At 41.3% G+C, this 20,087-nt stretch carries 11 protein-coding genes, 1 tRNA gene and 2 pseudogenes; 1 reads left to right on the top strand and 13 read right to left on the bottom strand.

The window, feature by feature from the left end; genetic code table 11:
* Positions 1-44: 44 nt before the first annotated feature.
* From HXT57_RS02765 to HXT57_RS02705, 13 genes and pseudogenes are all read right to left on the bottom strand, one after another.
* Positions 45-626, bottom strand: coding sequence for a tryptophan transporter (locus tag HXT57_RS02765; protein ID WP_012914058.1), 582 nt, complete (start codon positions 624-626; stop codon positions 45-47).
* A gap of 143 nt (positions 627-769) precedes the next feature.
* Positions 770-1,396: a hypothetical protein gene (locus HXT57_RS02760; RefSeq protein WP_004111317.1), complete on the bottom strand. Its 627-nt coding sequence runs from the start codon at positions 1,394-1,396 to the stop codon at positions 770-772.
* A gap of 669 nt (positions 1,397-2,065) precedes the next feature.
* A complete protein-coding gene (gene pulA, locus HXT57_RS02755; protein ID WP_421783741.1) occupies positions 2,066-7,750 on the bottom strand; it encodes a type I pullulanase in 5,685 nt (1,894 codons plus the stop codon).
* 229 nt (positions 7,751-7,979) lie between these two features.
* Positions 7,980-9,557 (bottom strand): alpha-amylase, encoded by a 1,578-nt coding sequence (locus tag HXT57_RS02750; RefSeq protein ID WP_415691623.1) that lies wholly within the window; start codon positions 9,555-9,557, stop codon positions 7,980-7,982.
* A 224-nt stretch (positions 9,558-9,781) separates the two neighbouring features.
* Positions 9,782-9,855: transfer RNA gene (locus tag HXT57_RS02745), tRNA-Leu, on the bottom strand.
* Positions 9,856-10,087: 232 nt separating this feature from the next.
* Entirely contained in the window at positions 10,088-11,527 is a 1,440-nt protein-coding gene (pyk, locus tag HXT57_RS02740) for a pyruvate kinase (RefSeq protein ID WP_116431777.1), read from the bottom strand.
* Between the two features lie 235 nt (positions 11,528-11,762).
* Positions 11,763-13,877 (bottom strand): excinuclease ABC subunit UvrB, encoded by a 2,115-nt coding sequence (gene uvrB / locus HXT57_RS02735; protein ID WP_116431778.1) that lies wholly within the window; start codon positions 13,875-13,877, stop codon positions 11,763-11,765.
* 20 nt (positions 13,878-13,897) lie between these two features.
* Positions 13,898-14,602, bottom strand: a complete 705-nt coding sequence (gene coaE, locus HXT57_RS02730; RefSeq protein WP_116431779.1) for a dephospho-CoA kinase — start codon at positions 14,600-14,602, stop codon at positions 13,898-13,900.
* Between the two features lie 69 nt (positions 14,603-14,671).
* Positions 14,672-15,247, bottom strand: coding sequence for a TM2 domain-containing protein (locus HXT57_RS02725; protein ID WP_162863124.1), 576 nt, complete (start codon positions 15,245-15,247; stop codon positions 14,672-14,674).
* Between the two features lie 224 nt (positions 15,248-15,471).
* Positions 15,472-15,588 (bottom strand): annotated as a pseudogene (locus HXT57_RS02720) (dephospho-CoA kinase); the annotation flags it as partial.
* Between the two features lie 70 nt (positions 15,589-15,658).
* Positions 15,659-15,910, bottom strand: a pseudogene (locus tag HXT57_RS02715) (TM2 domain-containing protein); the annotation flags it as partial.
* A gap of 328 nt (positions 15,911-16,238) precedes the next feature.
* Positions 16,239-17,741, bottom strand: a complete 1,503-nt coding sequence (gene rpsA / locus HXT57_RS02710; protein WP_012914051.1) for a 30S ribosomal protein S1 — start codon at positions 17,739-17,741, stop codon at positions 16,239-16,241.
* Positions 17,742-17,887: 146 nt separating this feature from the next.
* A complete protein-coding gene (locus HXT57_RS02705; protein WP_012914050.1) occupies positions 17,888-18,772 on the bottom strand; it encodes a bifunctional methylenetetrahydrofolate dehydrogenase/methenyltetrahydrofolate cyclohydrolase in 885 nt (294 codons plus the stop codon).
* A gap of 121 nt (positions 18,773-18,893) precedes the next feature.
* On the opposite strand from HXT57_RS02705, the gene HXT57_RS02700 reads away from it, so the two are divergent.
* Positions 18,894-19,946 (top strand): metal ABC transporter solute-binding protein, Zn/Mn family, encoded by a 1,053-nt coding sequence (locus HXT57_RS02700; protein WP_116431780.1) that lies wholly within the window; start codon positions 18,894-18,896, stop codon positions 19,944-19,946.
* The last annotated feature ends 141 nt before the right edge of the window (positions 19,947-20,087 follow it).

The following is a 20,087-nucleotide window of genomic DNA, read 5'->3' as shown; positions in this document are numbered from 1 at the left end:
ATACATATCATCTAAAATAAATCATCCAAAACAAATTCAAACACTTACTTATGCAGAACGAGTCGAATTGGGGTGTAAAGCACTTCAACAACAACAGCATTAAACACAGCAGTTCCAAAAATGATTGGAAGCATAACAAAAATCGTCTTAGGAGAATGAAGAACAAAGAAAGATGCAGTAGAAGCAAATATTAAACCAGAAACAACTGTAGTTATAAAAGTTGCTATAAGTGGGAAAATACTGAACTTTCTAGCAGCATCCTTAGGGAAAACGCGAACATAAGCCATAATCATCAAAGTCATAACAATCGCTGCCGGAATATCGCAAACATAATTAAGACCAGGAATAGATGCGTTAAATTGCATCAAAGTTGCAGCCAAAGCACCAATAATCGCGCCCTGAATAACATTTGGACGAACAAGCAAGATTGCAAGACAGAATGATGCGATTAAAAAGTTTGGTTTAATGTTTCCAATTGAAAGTGCTTTTGCAGCAGTAAAGTCAAGAATACATCCTGCTGCAAAAAGAACTGCAACCAACACTAAAGACGTAATATCTAAAGCATGCTTTTTAATGCTTACAGCATTAATCATGCTATCTGCATGTTCGCTAATTTCCTGATTCATAATCTTCTCCTTCATAATGCGATAATCAAATTTTAATTATCGACTTTTGATATTTATTTATGCTTACTTACATTCATTTATGTTTGTTTATATTTGTTTGCGTTTATTCAAGTTAATTTATTTACTTATTCTTCAATGTTGTTTTACTTGTGCAAAACAAGTCGAATTGGAGCGTAAAGCACTTCAACAACAACTGCATTAAATACTGCAGTTCCCAAAATAATTGGCAACATAACCATTACCATATTTGGAGAGTGAAGAATAAAGAAAGCTGCAATAAGAGCAAAAATGCAACCGGAAATTACTGTAGTAATGAAAGTAGCAATAAATGGGAATACGCTTACTTTACGAGCTGCATCCTTTGGGAACACGCGAATATAACCAATTAATATTGCAGTCATAATGATTGCAGCTGGAATATCACAAGCATACTCAAGGAACGGAATCGAAGTATTAAATTGAATTAACGTTGCAGCCAAAGCACCAATAATAGCACCCTGGTAAATCTTCGGTCTAACAAGCAAAATCGACAAGCAGAATGAAGCAATAACGAACTCAGGCTGAATATTTCCAATAGAAAGAGACTTTGCAACAGTAAAGTCAAGAATGCATCCTGCAGCAAAAAGCACTGCAACTAACACCAGTGAAGTAATATCTAATGCGTGATTCTTAACTTTCACATTTTGCATCATTGCAGCTGCAGCATCTGTAGTTGCGTTTGCACCATTGTTGTAAGCTTCCTTAACGGTTTCGTTAATTTCTTGAGCCATGATTTCTCTCCTTGTTTAAGCTTCATATTATTTGAATACAAAGCTATCGAATATTTTGTTGTTATTTGTGATTTGTGATTTGGTTATTTTTTAAAATTTAAGCTTATACACAAAAAGACCTCCGGGCTTACCCCGGAGGTCTTTTATAAGCTTTTATACGCAGCTTCTAAAACTTCAGAGTAAACTCACACCAAAGAGAAGACTGCCACCACCACATACGAGCAGCGTTAAGAGCATTGTGAGATTCAGCATTCATGTTCATGTTACGCATGATAACTGCCTCCTTAAGCTCATTAGCTGACTGTGGCTCACACACAAACCTCAACCGAAGTATTCGATATTTATTTGTGTTGGAAATGATGCTAACACTGCAAAAGTACAAATGCAAATATTGATTCGTAAAATATAATCATATTTTCAAAAATATAAGCAAAACATTACTTTTTAAAAATCTCCTATAAACCATTCTTACATAAGGAAAACAGCTACTATAATTTTAAAAAACGCCCGAAATTATTCAAAGCAAAAAATTTCTAAAAATAAGCGCAACACGCAAGCAAAAATAAAAAATGAGGGTAATAGCTTAGCAATTGCTACTACCCTCATTTTTTATTAAAACCTCAGTACTTAATCACAAAACACAAAATTATGCGAAAAGCACTTTGGATTTTAATAATTGCAAGACAGATGCTTAGAACGCCTTACTTTAATCAAGAAAGCACCTGCAACAGGCAACAATATTGCAATAATAAATGCGATTTGCGCTACACTACTGCCTGTTGAACTTAACGCATGAACATTCTTCTTAACAGCATTATTTACTACTGTTATTTCAGTCCAAGCAACTTGATTACCTTTTTCGTCAACCAAAACAACCGTATGCTTTCCGGTATATCCAGCTGGGAACTGAGCATCAAATTGAGGCTTGCCATTAACCATGCGAACAGTCACAAACTTTGAACCATCAGCACCCTTAAGCAAGCGTGGAGATGAATAGATATACGCGTAAGCATAAACTACTCCATCACGCTGCAAACGCTCGGTGAACTCTTTGTTTACAACATTAATTCTCACACTGTTAACAACACCTGCAGTTGCAACGTTATTGTTACCAACGCTAAGAGTTCCCTTTAATTCTGGATTAAGCTGCTGAACTGTTTTCGGAGCAACAGGTACAGGAGTAGATTCTGCTGGCTTAGCTGGAGCTGGTTTAGCAGAATCAGCTGGAGCCGGCTTTTCTGTTTTTTCCGACGGAACTGGCTTTTCCGACGGAACAGAAGGCTTAGACGGCTTTGATTGTTCACTGGACTCAGACGGAGTCGGCTTCGGAGCAGGAGCAGGAACTTGCTGATGCTCACCAGGTTTTGGAGCTGGAGCTGGCTTTGTGCCAGGCTGATCAGGTTTTGGCTTCTCAGGCTTCTTACTAGGATCCTCACCAGGCTTTGGCTTTTCACCAGGCTCAGACGGATTCTCAGGCTGTTTGCCAGGCTCATCACCAGGCTTTGCATCCGGAGGAATTGGCTTAGATTCCTTATCTTTACTAAGCAATACTGCTGTAGAAACAGGAGCAATCTTGTATGTGCCATCATCAGCAACAGTTGCATCTTGAGCAGTATCATTCACTTTGCCATTAGCAACAAGTGCAGAATACTTTCCTGCTGGAATCTTTACTTGAGTTTCAGCATTATTAGCATTGAACACTACAACATATTGCTTATCTGCATCGTTAAGTGTGTAAGCAATTACACCATCAGGAGTGCCATCAATCATCTTCATGTTCTTGTTAATTATTGCATAATCAAAATCACGAAGAGATTTAATGCTCTTACGTAGCTTCAACAATCCCTTGAAATAGTTCACGGAATCAGACTTGTCAGCAGCACGATTCCAATCAAGAGCATTGTCTTTATCGCCAGCATTGTAACTATTATCGTTACCATTCTTAGTTCGCAAGAATTCCTGACCAAGCTGAATAAACGGCATGCCGCGAGAAAGCAAAATCATTGAATTTGCAAGCTTTACTCGTCTCAATCGTACGTCTTCAGTGTCGTTAGGAGCAGAGACCTTTAGCTTATCATACAACGACAAGTTATCGTGAGCTTCAACATACTGAACAATTTGACCTGCATCAGCAAAGTGCGTTTCAGCATTACCATTCCAGCACTTAACAGTACTACTCGTGCCAAATTGGCAACCAAGCAAATTATGCTCAAGCAAAGCCTTAACACCTTTATCTGTATTGCCATTGACAAAACCAGTACCCTTAGCAGCAAACACAGAACCTTTTACAGAATCGCGGAATGAATCGTTAAAGAACGCTACTCCTGGAATCTTATAAGCATTTGGTTGAATAGTAGACTCGCTCTTAGGAAGCAGTTCATTCATATCCCAGCCTTCACCAAGCACAATAATTGAAGGATCAATCTTATTAAGCTCAGCACGCACTTCTTGCATAGTCTTCAGGTCAATTAAGCCCATCAAATCAAATCGGAAGCCGTCGAGGTTGTAATGCGTAGCCCAATACTTCACAGAATCCAAAATATACTTGCGCATCATTTGACGTTCAGACGCAGTATCGTTACCGCATCCAGAATTACCATTCAGAGCACCATCCTTATAGCGGAAGTAGTATCCAGGAACTGTCTTGTTAAACGAATGATTTTGTGCGTCGTAAACATGGTTGTAAACAACATCCATAATCACGCGCAAACCAGCCTTATGAAGGCCAGCAATCATTTGCTTAGCTTCCTGAACTCGCGTTGTTGGATTGGCAGGATTTGTAGAGTAAGATCCTTCAGGAACATTGTAGTTTTGCGGATCATAACCCCAGTTTTGAGCGCCTTGCTTTCCATAGCTCAAGTCACCAGTTTCATTCACAGAACCAAAATCATACATTGGCATGATTTGTACGTGAGTGACACCAAGCGACTTCAAATAATCAAAGCCAGAAACATTCTGCTTATCTTTAGTCTTAGTGCCTTCTTCTACTACGCCAAGATACTTGCCACGATGAGCATCGCTAATACCAGAGTTTGGATTGATCGAAAAGTCACGAACATCCATTTCTGCAATTGTTGCGTCACTTGGATTCGTAAACTTTGGCATACGATTTCCAGCACTGCCTGCGTCTTTATCTGCTAATACAACAGAACGCTCACCGTTTACTACTGCAGCTTTCGCATAAGGATCAGCAGAAACATTCACTGTGCCATCAGCAAAATGAACTTCATATGCGTAAGCTGTATTAGCTTTGTCACCTTCAAGCTTTACAGACCATACGCCACGATCTTCTGCTTTCATAGCTGTTTCTTTGTCTTTTTCAGCTTTTTCAGCAGTCGACTTATAAGTAATCAGCTTTACTTCAGTTGCTGTTGGAGCCCAAAGCTTGAAAGTAGTTGAAGAAGCAGAATACACAGCACCTAAATCATCACCATTGTACGCGTATTTCTTATCGAACTCATCGGTACGAATTACGCTAGCACCAGTTTTTGAGGAAGCAGAAAGCTTAATACCTGTAGCTAATCCTTTAATACTCAACTCATACTTATGCTTAATATTAAGGTCATTCTTGGTTTCGATAGTAATCTCTGAACCATTAGCTTTAGCAGAAGCAATTTCAACTTTCTTGCTAGGATTTTCACTAGTATCCAAAAGTGTTACGTCAGAATCTTTTACAGAAGACACGTCACCAGACACTTTTACAACTAACTTCTTTAAGCCAGCAATATCAGCAGACATCACGTGAGCTGTAAGTTGTGGCATAGTAGCGTTTAAGTACACTGTCATGTCATCTTGCATTAACCAGACTTCAGCACTACCCTTGTTTGGATTATTTGCATCTAGCTTAATCGCATTGTTTGGAATACTGCGATTGCTAGGATCTTGTTGATCCCAAGCGTTAATTGGCGTAGATTTTCTAACTTTGAAGCCAACACTGTCAATACCAGCATCATTCTTAGCAGTAAAGGTTGCAACTTTGCCATAATCGTCATGCGAAGTGAAGTAACGAGCAGTACCACCGGTTCCGTCATTCCAAGTCCACATGTTCCAGCCTTCATAATCGCCAGCATTCCTGCGATAATGAACTGTTACCTTTAGCTCTTTTGGCTTCTTCTTAAGGTTGTCTGGAGCAGCAAACTGCGTAGTATCCGATCCGCCTGTTACCCAAGCTTCAGCAAGACCACTTGCGCAGTTTTCAATAGCACGATCGCCACCGTCTTTATTCCAATCTTTTGTAGTAGTAATAAAGGAAAGTGACTTGTTTTCAAAAGAACCATCAACCGTAGTTTCAAAAACTTTTCCGAATTTATCAGTGCCATTAAATTTATGCCAAGCTCCAGGTAAATCTTTACCATCCTTGTCTTTGCCCCACAAATAAACGCCAATATCGCGAGTATCACCAGCTTTTGGCTTGTAGTGGATACGAACAGTAGTCTTTGGATTATATGCTACTGGGCAAGGATTTACTCCAACGCTACCCTTGTGATCTTGAGCTACATACGAATCAGTGTGAGCTGGAATCTTAAAGTTATTATTATCTCCTTCGTGATACCAGTAACCTTTGCCATCGTTAAACACTGCTTCATAAACTTTGCCATTGGTTCTAATTGTCTTCTTATACCAACTATCGCAAGCCTTTTGCATCTCATCGCCAGGAGCTTGAGTCCAGCTTGAGCCTATACCGTAGTGAACATATACTTTTTTACCGTTAAACTTTTCATCTGGCTTAAAGTAAATGGTCGTTGTAGGATCTTCTGGCATACCTGCATCAGGCTTTTCTTCACCATATTGAGGATCAGATGTGTCTGCGGCAGAGCCTGCCGGAGGATTAGCCTTTGTGGCATTAACATGTAAAGCTACTGCTTCGCGAGCGCCAATCTTGGTTCTAACTTCACCTTTTTCAACTTTAACAGTCTTAGAGCAGTCTCCTGCAGCATACACATTGCAGTACTCACCATCAGGCAAATCAGTCTTATAAGAAACTTCTTTTTCGTCAAGAGAATTGTTGATCGCTAAGAAGCCCTTCTTTTCGCGGCTAAAAGCAATGTTGTTATCGCCATCATCCTGCCAATTTGTGACTTTCGCACCTTGAACAGCATTGTAGAATCCAATCATTCCACGAATCGAAGTCCAACGCTGAGTGCACTGCCACTTTGAATTAGCACCACAAGTTACTTCCGGAACAGACGTTTCAGTTGCACCAGGAGCACCATCATCATTCTTATCGAACTTGTATCCGGAATACACGTTTGGAGTGCCGTATGGCCACGCGAGCATGAAAGCGTTTGCTAAAGCGTAACGACGACCGTCCTTATACGTAAGCACGCTGTTACCGCGCTCTGTATCCCAATTCGTAACGAAAATAGCAGCTTTATCGCTCTTAACCATTCCGTCTTGAACTTTGTTCAAAGGCTTACTTGCCTTCATCAGCGAGCCTTTGAAACTTTGCATAAGCTGGTAAGAGTAGCCAAACTCGTTAACTTCGCCTTCATTCAAATGCGCAGCTGGCTGAATTTGTTGAGCTTCTGAAGGATTGCCAATAGTTTCCTGCATCCACCAGATGTCATGAATCTTTTTGCTATCTTCAACACTTTCGTTGTATTGCCTTATAGCAGAAGCTTTAATGCCCCTCATATCTTCTGGCGAAATATGCTTTACAGCATCAACACGGAAACCAGCAACACCAAGCTTCAACAAATCTGCAAAATACTTACCTAAAACTTGCTGAACATGCGGCTTAGAAGTATCCAAATCAAGCAAACCAACAAGTCTGTGAGTCCAAACTTCTTCAGCATTCGTGTAATCTTTAATATTTTCAGTGCTCTTATGGAAATCATCCTTAGTGTATCCAGCGTCTTCAAAAGTCTGCGAAGCAGCATCATACTTACTACCACCAACGCCAACAGTATCCTTATTATCAACGCCAGCCATGTGATTAATTACAGCATCTGCAATAATTCCAACCTTTGCTGCTTTGCAAGTTTTAATCATATCTTTAAACTCAGCTTCAGTGCCAAGTTTAGAATCAAGCTTATAGCTCACAGGCTGGTAAGAAGTCCACCAAGCTTTACCTTTAATATGATCCTGAGAAGGCGAAATTTGCACATACTTCACACCTTCAGGGCCATAAGTTTTAGTGCACTCTTGAGCAATACTCTTCCAATTCTGCTGGAATGCAGTAACAATAACACCTTTACCTTTAAGAGTTACATTCGAAGAAGTTTCTTTGCTATTGCTAGACTCCCCGCTAGTCACAGCGTTTGCGCTAATTGTAACAGCAAAACCAGTTACAAGCATTGCAACAGACGCAACAATAGCAACCATCTTCGATGCAAAGTGTCGACGATGACTCATCAGTATCCTTTCCTCCATTGGTATTAACGCGCTCCTTCCTTGGACGCATTAATAGCTCTAATACACAAGCGATGGCTAGCACAACTATGATGCTAACCATCGCCTAATAATATGTACAATCAGCGGAGAAAATTATACCATCTACATACTGACAATATTGCAATAACTATACAAAAACTGTAATAATATCAATATAAATTTATTTCCAAATCGTCTTTTACTTCACATCCTACTTATTAGAACCTGCCTTATTTTTGCGCAAAATCAAAGCTAGTTCAATCAATAGCACAGCGAAAACAATTACAATCATCGTAACAGTACTAAACGTGGAAGTACTTCCAAAATGCTCTACAGCCTTAACATGCAAAGCAATAGCAGAATAAGCTGGAATAGTTGTCTCTACTTTCCCACCATTTACAGTAACTGTGCTAAAGCATTTACGTGAAGCATATACGTTGCAATACTCACCATCAGGCAAATCAGTTTTATAACTCACATTTTTAGGCTTGTCAGTATTGTTAATCGCCAAGAATCCCTTGTTTTCGCGACTAAAAGCAATGTTATTATCGTTGTCATCTTGCCATTGAGTCACTTTCGTGCCCTTAACAGCATTATAGAATCCAATCATTCCACGAATCGAAGTCCAACGCTGAGCGCATTGCCACTTTGAATTCTTGCCGCACTTTACATCTGGAATGTGCGTATCAGTTGCACCAGGAGCACCATCATCGCGCTGCGTGAACTTATATCCAGAATAAATATTTGGTGTTCCATAAGGATAAGCAAGCATAAAAGCATTAGCTAACTCGTACTTTGCTCCATCCTTATAAGTGAGAACTCGAGTCGAATTGTCACGCTCAGTATCCCAGTTAGTCACAAAAATAGCGGCTTTCTTATTAGGAATAAGCTGATCTGTAATATGAGACAAATTCTCAATTGAACCATAGAAATAATTACGCAAGCGATACGAGTATTCAAACTCATCTACTTCGCCTGTACCAACATATTGATCCGGCTGAATTTTAGGATCTTGTTCAGGGAAACCAATTGTTTCTTGCATCCACCATATGTTTTCAGGCTTCGTTCCAGCAGCTTTAGCAGCAGCTTCTTTTATGCCTTTCACATCCTCAGGACACATATGTTTTGCGGCATCAACTCTAAAGCCTGCAACACCCATTTTTAGCAATTTTGCAAAATAGTTACCAAGAATTTTTTGCACATGCGGCTTAGAAGTATCCAAATCAAGCAAACCAACTAAACGATAATTCCAAACGACTTGCGCATCTTTATATGTGTAAATATCTTTATCTATTTGGTGAAAATCATCTTTTGTGTAACCAGCATCCGGATAGCTTTGATTTGCCGCATCATACTTACTACCGCCAACACCTACAGTATCTTTATTACCATCGCCGGTTGTGTGATTAATTACAGCATCAACAACAATTCCAACACCAGCAGCCTTGCAAGTAGTAATCATATTTTTAAACTCGTCTTCAGTGCCAAGCTTTGAATTTAGATTGTAACTAACTGGCTGGTAAGAAGTCCACCACGCTGTACCTTTAATATGATCCTGCGGCGGCGAAACCTGTACATAACTCACACCCTCAGGACCATAAGTTTGCTTACACTCTTTTGCAATACTTTTCCAATTTTGCTGAAAAGCAGTAACAATCACACCTTTTGGCGGAAGACCGTCTGTTGATTTAGTTGAAGCAAATGCCGAAGAGTTTGGGACAATAGCAAAAATACACATTAATACTGTTGCTACAGCAGCAATTGCAGCAATTGCAGTAAAAGAGCACATTACATTGCGCTTGTAATTATCGATTAATTCGCAAGCATAATTACTTTTTTTACGCTCACTTACTTGCAATTGTGCACTGTGGATCATCGTTGTTCCTTTCACATACGTACAGCACTTTTCATTGTGCGAGAATACTTTTATTATTATACGCTTATTGTTTATGTACGAGACATTAAAATACAAAATAAAAACGTCGCCTAGCAAGCTAAGCGACGTCGTGCACGTGCCCCCGGTGAGACTCGAACTCACACTGCACAGATTTTGAGGCTGTTTCCTCTACCAATTGGGATACAGGGGCATTTTTAATTTTCCGCATTTTTTTGCGACTTGTCGACTATAGCACACTTTAAGCCACATGCAAATAGTTAAAGCATTTTGCGCGTGTCGCAAATCAACAATATTGATCATACATAACATAATGCGCGCAAACTGCAAAACAGCTAGCGCGCATTATGCAAACTATACTACTGCGCAAATGCACTTAAACTAGAAGAACTAGCGTATTAGTACAAGAACGCAGAATCAAATAATTAGTCGCAAGCACCAACGGTGTGAACGTAGATGGAGTCAGTACGACCAGCCTGGCGTTCACCCTGAGCAGTGCTCAAGATAACAATCTGATCACCATCGGAAACCTTACCGGCTTCGCGAAGAACCTTGTCGGTGAAGATCATCAAATCGTGACGATTCATGTCATGGTAATCTTCATCAATCAAGAAGCCTTCAGTGCCCCAGCTCAAAGCCAACCAACGATAAGTGTGCTCATTGTTAGTCAAGCCAAAGATTGGAGCGGTTGGACGTTCACGAGAAATACGATGAACTGTGCGACCAGTCTGAGTGTAAGCAACAATAGCCTTAGCATTAAGCTTATCTGCCAAATCAACAGCTGCAGAAGAAACAGCACCGGTGCTAGACATATCAAGCTCAACAGCAGGAATGCGATCATAGCCGTGCTCAGTTGCGTACTGAGAAATACGGGACATGGTCTTTACGGTAACATCTGGGTACTTACCAACAGCAGTTTCGTTAGAAGTCATTGTTGCGTCAGCACCGTCGAGAACAGCGTTAGCGCAGTCAGAAGCTTCTGCACGAGTTGGAACTGGAGAGTTAACCATTGTGCCAAGAACTTCAGTAGCAACGATAACTGGCTTTGCATAGCGACGAGAAAGCTCGATGCAACGCTTGGTGACCAGTGGAACCTCTTCGAGAGGCATTTCAACAGCCATATCACCACGAGCAACCATAATGCCATCGAAGGTCTTAACAATCTCTTCCAAGTTTTCAACAGCCTGTGGCTTTTCAATCTTGGCGACGATTGGAATACGACGACCTTCTTCGTCCATGATTTCGTGAGCGCGATCAATATCGGTAGCGAAACGCACGAAGGACATAGCAATAATGTCAGCGCCGGTGCGAATAGCCCAACGAAGATCAGCCTCATCCTTTTCAGTCAAAGCTGGAAGAGAAACTGCAACACCTGGGAGGTTAATGCCCTTGTGGCTGGAAACTGGACCAGCAACAATAACCTTAGTGTGAACGTCGTTGCCTTCTACCTTGGTTACCTCAAGACGAACCTTACCGTCATCGATAAGGATTGGGTCGCCTGCGTGGCAATCTCCTGGCAAGCCCTTAAAAGTTGTAGAAGTGCGGTGCTCGTCACCTTCAACATCATCAGTAGTGATGATGAACTCCTGACCTTCTTCCAAATAAACCTTATCTTCGTCTTCAGCGTTCTTCTTGAACCAACCGCAGCGAATCTTTGGACCTTGCAAATCAACAAGAGCAGCAACATTGCGGCCAGTGGACTTGGAAGCTGCACGAACGTTGTTGTAAACGCGCAAATGATCTTCAGGAGTGCCGTGAGAACGGTTCAAACGAGCAACATCCATACCGGCTTCAACAAGCTTGGTAATACCTTCCAAGGATTCGGTAGCTGGACCAATAGTATCAACGATTTTGGCTTTACGCATAATGCCTACCTATTTTCTATTTCTGTTTATTTTTTATGAGCGATTTAATGATAGAAACCATAAAACGCCCAATTCCGCTTTCCAGTGTATCAACGTATTGTGACCGCTTATTGTATTTATTCGGCGTTTTGTGAACGCTCACAGAAAATAACATAAAATCGCAGATAATACTTGAATAACGCTCAGATAATGCTTGAACAATAGTTGAATAATAATTGAGAATAATAGTTATTTTCTAACTTTGAGCATCGCTTATTTGGCGCAACTCTTTCTTTAGATCGCGTATCTCGTCGCGCAAACGCGCTGCAAGCTCGAATTGCAACTGCTCTGCAGCAACATGCATCTGCTCACTCAAATTTTTAATCAGCGACATAATATCGTCTTGCGGAAGCTCAGAAACATTCGCCATACGCTTTTCTTTGCTTTGCTGCCCAAGATTCGGCTCTTTTGGCACGCCATAATGCGAGTTCCCAGCCTTATTAGCATTCCTGTAACCGCCTGCTAGCAAAGTTTGCGTATCAACATCCTCTTTAGCGAGCATATCGTTCACATCGCTAATCTTCTTTCGCAAAGGCTTAGGATCAATTCCATGAGCCTTGTTATACGCGATTTGCTTTTCGCGACGGCGCTCTGTCTCGCTAATCGCCTTGCTCATAGCATCAGTAACAGTATCCGCATACATAAGAACAGTTCCAGAAACGTTACGAGCAGCACGGCCAATCGTTTGAATAAGCGAACGGTAGGATCTTAAGAAACCTTCCTTATCTGCATCCAAAATCGCAACAAGCGAGACTTCCGGCAAATCCAAACCCTCACGAAGCAAATTGATGCCAACAATCACATCAATTTTGCCTTCGCGAAGCTCACGCAAAAGCTCCACTCTGCGCAAAGTATCAACATCTGAATGCAAGTACTCAACTTTAATACCAAGCTCAAGGAAGTAATCAGTTAAGTCTTCCGCCATTTTCTTTGTAAGCGTAGTAACAAGCACGCGCTCATCTTTTGCTACTCGCTCCTTGATTTCCGCAAGCAAATCGTCAACCTGACCTTCTACAGGGCGAACCTCAATCTTAGGGTCAAGCAAGCCGGTAGGGCGAATAATTTGCTCAACTACACCATCTGAAAGCCCAAGCTCGTAATCTCCAGGCGTTGCAGAAAGATACACAGTTTGACCAACGTGCTCCAAAAATTCTTTCCACTTTAACGGTCGATTATCCATTGCCGATGGCAGTCTAAAGCCATGTTCTACAAGCGTTCTTTTGCGCGAAGCATCGCCTTCATACATAGCTCCAATTTGCGGCACTGTTACATGCGACTCGTCTAAAACTAGCAAAAAGTCATCCGGGAAAAAGTCAAGCAGAGTATGCGGAGGCGTGCCTGCATCGCGTCCGTCAAAATGCCTAGAATAATTCTCCACTCCTGGGCATACACCAACTTGGCGAAGCATCTCCAAATCGTACGTAGTTCGCATTTCCAAACGCTGAGCTTCCAGCAATTTGTTCTGCTTTTTAAGCTGAGCTACTCTCTCGTCGCGCTCTTTTTCAATCGCCTCTAACGCGCGCTCCATGCGCTCCGGTCCTGCAATGTAGTGAGATGCTGGGAAAATATGAACGCTACTCTCCTGGCGAATTACTTCTCCTGTAAGAGGATGTAACATAGTAATTCTGTCGATTTCGTCACCGAAGAACTCAATTCGCACAGCTAATTCTTCGTACACTGGAATAATCTCAACCGTGTCACCGCGCACTCTAAAAGTTCCGCGCGTAAACGCAATGTCATTGCGCTTGTATTGCATGCTAACAAATTGACGTAATAAATCGTCTCGCTCAAGCTGCTCCCCAACACTCAGCATAAGCATTCGCTCGGCATACTCCTCTGGGGTACCGAGTCCATAAATGCACGAAACAGTAGCTACAACAACGCAATCCCTGCGCGTAAGCAAATTCGCTGTAGCAGCGTGACGAAGACGCTCAACATCGTCGTTAATATTCGAGTCTTTTTCAATATACGTGTCTGTTTGCGGAATGTACGCTTCTGGCTGATAGTAGTCGTAGTAAGACACAAAATAGCTCACAGCATTATCTGGCATAAGCTCGCGAAACTCCGCGCAAAGCTGAGCTGCCAAAGTTTTATTCGGCTCAATAATAAGTGTAGGCCGCTGCAAACGCTCAATCAGCCAAGCGGTTGTAGCAGTTTTACCGGTGCCAGTTGCGCCCATTAAAACAACGTCGTTTTCGCCGTTTTCAATGCGATTTGCTAACTCTTCGATTGCTTGCGGCTGGTCGCCCGAAGGCTTGTATGGCGCTTTTACTACAAAAGGCTTGTTTGTGCGCTGAATTTTATTCGACATGTATTTACTTCCCCAGTTTTTTACTTCCCCAGTTTCGTCATTTCAGCGCTTTTATTGTTTGCGTCACACAACCATGATTTTAGCGTATTGTCAACACTGTTAAGCATCGATTCCATTGGTTTAGTGGAATCAACTACAAAATCTGCGATATTTTTTCGCATTTTACTAGGAAGCTGACTATTTATGCGCGCCAAAGCCTGATCCTCAGTCATATTTCGCTCGCTTATCATTCGTTTAACGCGAATTTCTTGAGGCGCTTCAACAGTAATAATATGGTCAAAACTAAATGGAATGCTGTCGATTACTTGCGCAAAGAGCGGAATATCGTGCACAATAACTGAATTTATACTGTCCAACACGTTGCGATTTTCCTTAGAAATTTTACTAATATACTCGCTTTCATACTTGCTTTCTAAGAGCTTTGCGCAATCATAAATAGCAGGATGAATAAGCGACTCAAGCTTCTTACGATTTGCACAACTCTCATCGGAGTACCCAAAAACATGCTTTGCAATAAACTCGCGATTTAAAGAGCCATCATTCAAAACGACATTCTCCCCAAAAATGCTTACGATTTGCTGAAATACGTAACCTCCTGGCTTCACAACCTCGCGCGATAAAACATCGTAATCTATAACAAAAGCGCCAAGCGAACGCAAATGGTTTACTACAGTAGATTTTCCAGCTGCAATTCCGCCCGTTACAGCAATCCGCATCATTGTCATATATAAATTATAAATAATGCCCCGGCAAATAATTACCAGGGCATTATACGCTAAATAATAATTGTAAAATTAGTCTTGAAGTTCAGCTCCATCGGCATCCTTATGCCACTTAGAACCAGGCTGAGAGCAAAGAATGCAAATTCCTTCAATAAATGCCCAAATTCCAGAAACAAAAGCCAGCAAGCCGAAAGAAAGAATAGAAATAAGCAGCTGAGCAACAGCCTTGCCTTTAAAACCAAGATAGAAATTGTGCACACCCAAAGCACCCAAAAAAATGGCTAACAGGCCTGCAGCAATCTTGTTACGAGAGCTTCTGTATGTGTTTGATGAATAATTAGACCCATAGTTAGAGTATGAAGATGCTTGATTGTACTGAGGAGTAGACTGAGAGTACTGACCATATTGCGGCTGAGCATTGTATTGCGGCTGAGCATTGTATTGCGGCTGAGCATATGAATTCTGATCATACTGTGGCTGAGCATTGTACTGAGTATGAGCACCATACTGGGATTGGTTGTTATATTGTGGCTGAGCCTGGTTATACTGCTGGGACTGATCATTGTACTGTGGTTGTCCGTACTGAGTCTGTCCGTCAGAGCCGGAGTAATCTCCAGTTTGATTATCTAAATCACTCACAATAATCACACTTTCTCTCGTAAGAAATTTATTTTCTTAAAAACTGTATAATAAAAAATTAATAAATCAAAGCGTTATTACTAAAGATATTAAAAGATGCCCCGATGATTACTCACCGAGGGCATCTTATTTATAAGCTTTTAGTAGAAAAATACTTCTTTTCGCTCAAAAGCTGTTCACACAAAGCTGCGAGCTGATCGGAATCAGCTAAAGCACCTTCGATAGAAGTTTCATTCACGCGCTAAAACATCGTAATCTATAGCAAACGCGCCAAGCGAACGCAAATGATTTACTACTGTAGATTTTCCAGCTGCAATTCCGCCCTTTACCGCAATCCGCATCATTGTCATATATGAATTATAAATAATGCCCCAGCAAATAATTACCAGGGCATTGTTTATTAACAATAATTATAAAACACTAATCCTTTAACTCGGCACCATCAGCATCTTTGTGCCACTTACTTCCAGGCTTTGAGCAAAGAATCAAAATACCCTCAACCAATGCCTATATTCCCGTAATAATCGACAGGAACCCAAAGGAAAGAACAGAAATAAGCAGCTGTGCAATCGCCTTTCCTTTAAAACCAAGGTAAAAATTGTGAATACCCAATGTGCCTAAGAAAATCGCTAGCAAACCTGCAACAATTTTCTTGCGCGAGCTTACTAAAGTTGCTTTAGTGTTCTCCTCACTATTTCCATCGTACGAAGGGAACTGAGCATTTTGCTGGTTGTTTTCCAAAGTGTTCATATTTTAACCATCCTTTTAGTAAATACGATTAGTAAATACGATTGACGTTTTACATCATATAATCACGATTATTAAAAGAAAATTGATTGTACCTATATTTAATTACAAAACTTGAGTTATAAAATACTTGTCAAATATACTCAAGATACTCGTAAAACATTATGAACAACAATACGCAAGATGCCCCCGATGATTAGTCACCGAGGGCATCTTACTGTTTTATTTACAAGCTTCTAGTAGAAAGTAGAAACTACTTCTTTTCGTTCAAAAGCTGTTCACGCAAAGCTGCGAGCTGATCGGAATCAGCTAAAGCACCTTCACTAGTTGCTTCAGAAGAATAGTTGGAAGCAACTTCTTCCTTCTTTTCTTCCTTAGCTGGCTTCTTTTCAGCTTCTTCGCTCTGACCGTCAGCAGCAGCAGATTCAGCTGCAGCCGCAAGTTCCTTAGCAGCGAATGCCTTGTGCTCTTCCCAAAGCTGGTGTGCTGCAGCATACTGAGCTTCCCACTCTTCGCGCTGCTGCTCGTAACCGACCATCCATTCGTTAGTGTTTGGATCGAAGCCTTCTGGGTACTTGTAGTTGCCTTCAGCATCATATTCAGCTGGCATACCGTAGAGAGCTGGATCAAAATCTTCAGAATTTGGATCTACAGCTTCAGTAGCTTGCTTCAAGGAGAGGGAAATGCGACGACGATCGAGATCAACGTCGATAACCTTCACGAATACTTCTTCGCCACCCTTAACAACAGTTTCTGGGTTCTCTACGTGACGGTTCGCAAGCTCAGAAATGTGAACCAAGCCCTCAATGCCATCTTCAACGGAGATGAACACACCGAACTGAACAATCTTTGTGACCTTGCCCTTAACGACCTGTCCAGGAACATGAGTGCGAGCGAAGCGCTGCCATGGATCTTCCTGAGTTGCCTTAAGGGAAAGGGAAATACGTTCGCGATCGAGATCAACGTCGAGAACTTCAACGGTAACCTTATCGCCAACCTTAACAACCTCAGATGGATGATCAATGTGCTTCCAGGAAAGCTCAGAAACGTGAATGAGACCGTCAACTCCGCCGAGATCAACAAACGCACCGAAGTTTACGATAGAAGACACAACGCCTTCGCGAATCTGACCCTTCTTAAGCTGCGAGAGGAAGGTTTCGCGAACTTCGGACTGGGTTTCCTCAAGGAACTGGCGACGAGAAAGCACAACATTGTTGCGGTTCTTATCGAGCTCGAGAATCTTAGCCTTAATCTTCTGGCCAATGTATGGAGAAAGATCGCGCACGCGACGCATCTCAACCAAGGAAGCTGGCAAGAAGCCGCGAAGACCGATATCAACAATCAAGCCGCCCTTAACAGCTTCAATAACGGTACCTTCAACGATGCCGTCTGCATCCTTAATCTTCTCGATGTCACCCCAAGCACGCTCATACTGTGCACGCTTCTTGGAGAGAATAAGACGTCCTTCCTTGTCTTCCTTAGTTACAACAAGGGCTTCAATGGTGTCGCCAACCTCGACAACATCATCTGGATCAACGTCTTTTTTGATGGAAAGTTCACGGGAAGGAATTACACCTTCAGTTTTGTAGCCGATGTCCAGCAATACTTCGTCGTGATCAATCTTTACGACTGTACCTTCAACTAAATCACCATCATCAAAATTCTTGATGGTTGAATCGACTGCCTTGATGAAGTCTTCTTCGGTGCCAATATCATTAATCGCAACCTTGGCGACTTCGTTATTATTCTCTGCCATTAGTTATTAGTGGTTTCTTCTTGGGGTGGATATTACTCGATATTTAATTATGTATTTACGTTACGTGTGCATACTATGCACACGCTTTGTCGATTTTATATACAGGTATAGCCAAAATTTACGTTTTACTTCGGGCGTGTCGCATTTTATTTGCAATTAGCTGCTCGCTCAGCCATATCTACAACATTCGCCAGCAACATAGCTCGAGTCATCGGACCTACTCCACCAGGATTCGGAGAATACGCTCCAGCAATTTCTCGACAAGCTGAATCAACATCACCTTTTACACGGTATCTGCCAGCCTCTTCATCAAAAACACGAGATACACCAACATCAACAAGAACAACGCCAGGTTTAATATCTTCAGGCTTAACAAAACCAGCACAACCCATTGCTGCAATTATTACATCAGAACGGCGCATAATCTCCTGAACATTCCGAGTATGCGTATGGCACAACGTAACAGTTGCATCTACTCCCCTGCGTGTTAACAGAAGACCAATAGTACGCCCAACCGTAATGCCACGACCAAGCACACAAACTTCCTTACCAGAAAGTTCAATACCGTACTCATCAAGCAAAGCTAAAATTCCACGCGGCGTGCACGGCAAAGGTGTTGTAATATTACCGGAAATATGCGTAACAAGTTCACCCAAATTATATGGATGCATTCCATCACAATCTTTTGCAGGATCAATAGAAGAAATAACTTTTTGAGCATCAATACCTTTTGGCAATGGCAGTTGCACAATAAATCCAGTACAAAGAGGGTCATTATTTAATTTCTGTAAAGCAGCAAGAATCTCATCTTCAGTAGCATCTTCTGGTAAATCGCAACGAATAGAATTAATCCCCACTTCTTCGCAATCACGATGCTTACCAGCAACATATTTCAACGAACCAGGATCACTACCTACAAGCAACGTACCCAAACCTGGATTAATGCCTTTTTTATGTAAAATAGCAACGCGCGCTGCCAAATCTTTTTTAATTTTACTAGCTAAAGCCTTACCATCTAACACAATAGTCATAAAAAATTCCTCCCAACTCGCACAATTCGTAAGGATAGGCTATCGTGAAGTATAGAAGATATGGGTCGACTAACAATTTTACGTGCGCCGACGCACCATTATCACGGGAGGAGTCACAGTGATGCGTACCGTTCTTTGTGCAGTAAAGAAGTTTGGAAAAACTGCCATAACATGCCTTATTGCTTCTGCAGTAATACTTGGATTTGCAGCTTGTGGAAAAACTGAGGAAAAACCAAAAGAAAAACCAAAAGCTGCAACAAATATTTCTGTTGTATCCACTGTTGACACCTGGGGTAGCTTAGCTCAAGAGATCGGTGGCTCTGACGTCAAAGTTGAATCAGTTATGACTGGCTCAGATACAGACATATCGTCGTTTAAACCTAGCTCAAAAGATTTAAAAAATATGCAGAATGCACAAGTATTAGTTACAAATGGTGCAGGCTACGATGATTGGGCAAACAAAGTACACCCAGCTAAAGCTGAAGTGCTTAGTGCAGCAGGTACTGTAGGAGCACTTAACGGAGACAATCCATATCTTTGGTTTTCTCACGATGCTAGGGATGCTATGGCATCTGCCATGGCTGACACCTTCTCCAAAGTTTTGCCATCAAAAAAGCAAGCTTTTTCTAAGCGACTAGCACAATGGCAGGAAAAGGAAAAGAAATTAACCACCTACTTAAGTGATTTCTCTAAAGAAAATGGTAACGCAAAGTATGCTTCTACATCTCCTATTCTTTTCTGGCTAATGTCTGATGCCAATTTGAAAGATAGCTCACCTAAAGAATATGTTGACGCAGTAAATAACAATAATGAACCAGAACATTCAAGCGTTGAGGAGTTTCAGAAGCTTATTGAAGGTCGCAAAATTGATGTGTTGATTAGCGATAGCCAGCAAGGAAACGATGTTCTGAACTTGCTAAGCGGAATCGCAGGACGCAGCTACACGTCTACAGTACGAGTAAGCGAACTTATGCCAAAATACGCAGATCAGCTTGATAAATGGATTATGAAGATTTGTGACGACCTACATAATGCTGTAAAAGCGACAAAGGATATGCGTAAAGACATTGATGATAAAGAGTCTCAAAAAAAGCCAATCACTGAGAAGCCACATGTAGCAAAGAATACTAATCCTAAAAATTCTAACCAAGGTCAGCAAGATCCAGGTAAGTAAATTTAGGTGAATCTATAAACATAAAAATCCTTGCATTTTACAAATGCAAGGATTTTTTATTATCTGTTTTAAGCAAGAACAAAAGCAAAACATACAATAAATACGTAAGCAAATATATAAGCAAAAGCCCTTCTAACTCGC

The organism is Gardnerella sp. KA00771 (genome assembly GCF_049244045.1).
In the GTDB taxonomy this organism is placed as follows: domain Bacteria; phylum Actinomycetota; class Actinomycetes; order Actinomycetales; family Bifidobacteriaceae; genus Bifidobacterium; species Bifidobacterium swidsinskii.
This window is presented reverse-complemented; position numbering and strand designations above follow the sequence as displayed.

What these genes read in the sequence shown, in the direction of transcription:
- pyk (WP_116431777.1), bottom strand. Translation starts at nt 11,527, where the DNA reads ATGCGTAAAGCCAAAATCGTTGATACTATTGGTCCAGCTACCGAATCC.
- HXT57_RS02765 (WP_012914058.1), bottom strand. Translation starts at nt 626, where the DNA reads ATGAATCAGGAAATTAGCGAACATGCAGATAGCATGATTAATGCTGTA.
- coaE (WP_116431779.1), bottom strand. Translation starts at nt 14,602, where the DNA reads ATGACAATGATGCGGATTGCTGTAACGGGCGGAATTGCAGCTGGAAAA.
- uvrB (WP_116431778.1), bottom strand. Translation starts at nt 13,877, where the DNA reads ATGTCGAATAAAATTCAGCGCACAAACAAGCCTTTTGTAGTAAAAGCG.
- HXT57_RS02750 (WP_415691623.1), bottom strand. Translation starts at nt 9,557, where the DNA reads ATGTGCTCTTTTACTGCAATTGCTGCAATTGCTGCTGTAGCAACAGTA.
- HXT57_RS02700 (WP_116431780.1), top strand. Translation starts at nt 18,894, where the DNA reads ATGCGTACCGTTCTTTGTGCAGTAAAGAAGTTTGGAAAAACTGCCATA.
- rpsA (WP_012914051.1), bottom strand. Translation starts at nt 17,741, where the DNA reads ATGGCAGAGAATAATAACGAAGTCGCCAAGGTTGCGATTAATGATATT.
- pulA (WP_421783741.1), bottom strand. Translation starts at nt 7,750, where the DNA reads ATGAGTCATCGTCGACACTTTGCATCGAAGATGGTTGCTATTGTTGCG.
- HXT57_RS02705 (WP_012914050.1), bottom strand. Translation starts at nt 18,772, where the DNA reads ATGACTATTGTGTTAGATGGTAAGGCTTTAGCTAGTAAAATTAAAAAA.
- HXT57_RS02760 (WP_004111317.1), bottom strand. Translation starts at nt 1,396, where the DNA reads ATGGCTCAAGAAATTAACGAAACCGTTAAGGAAGCTTACAACAATGGT.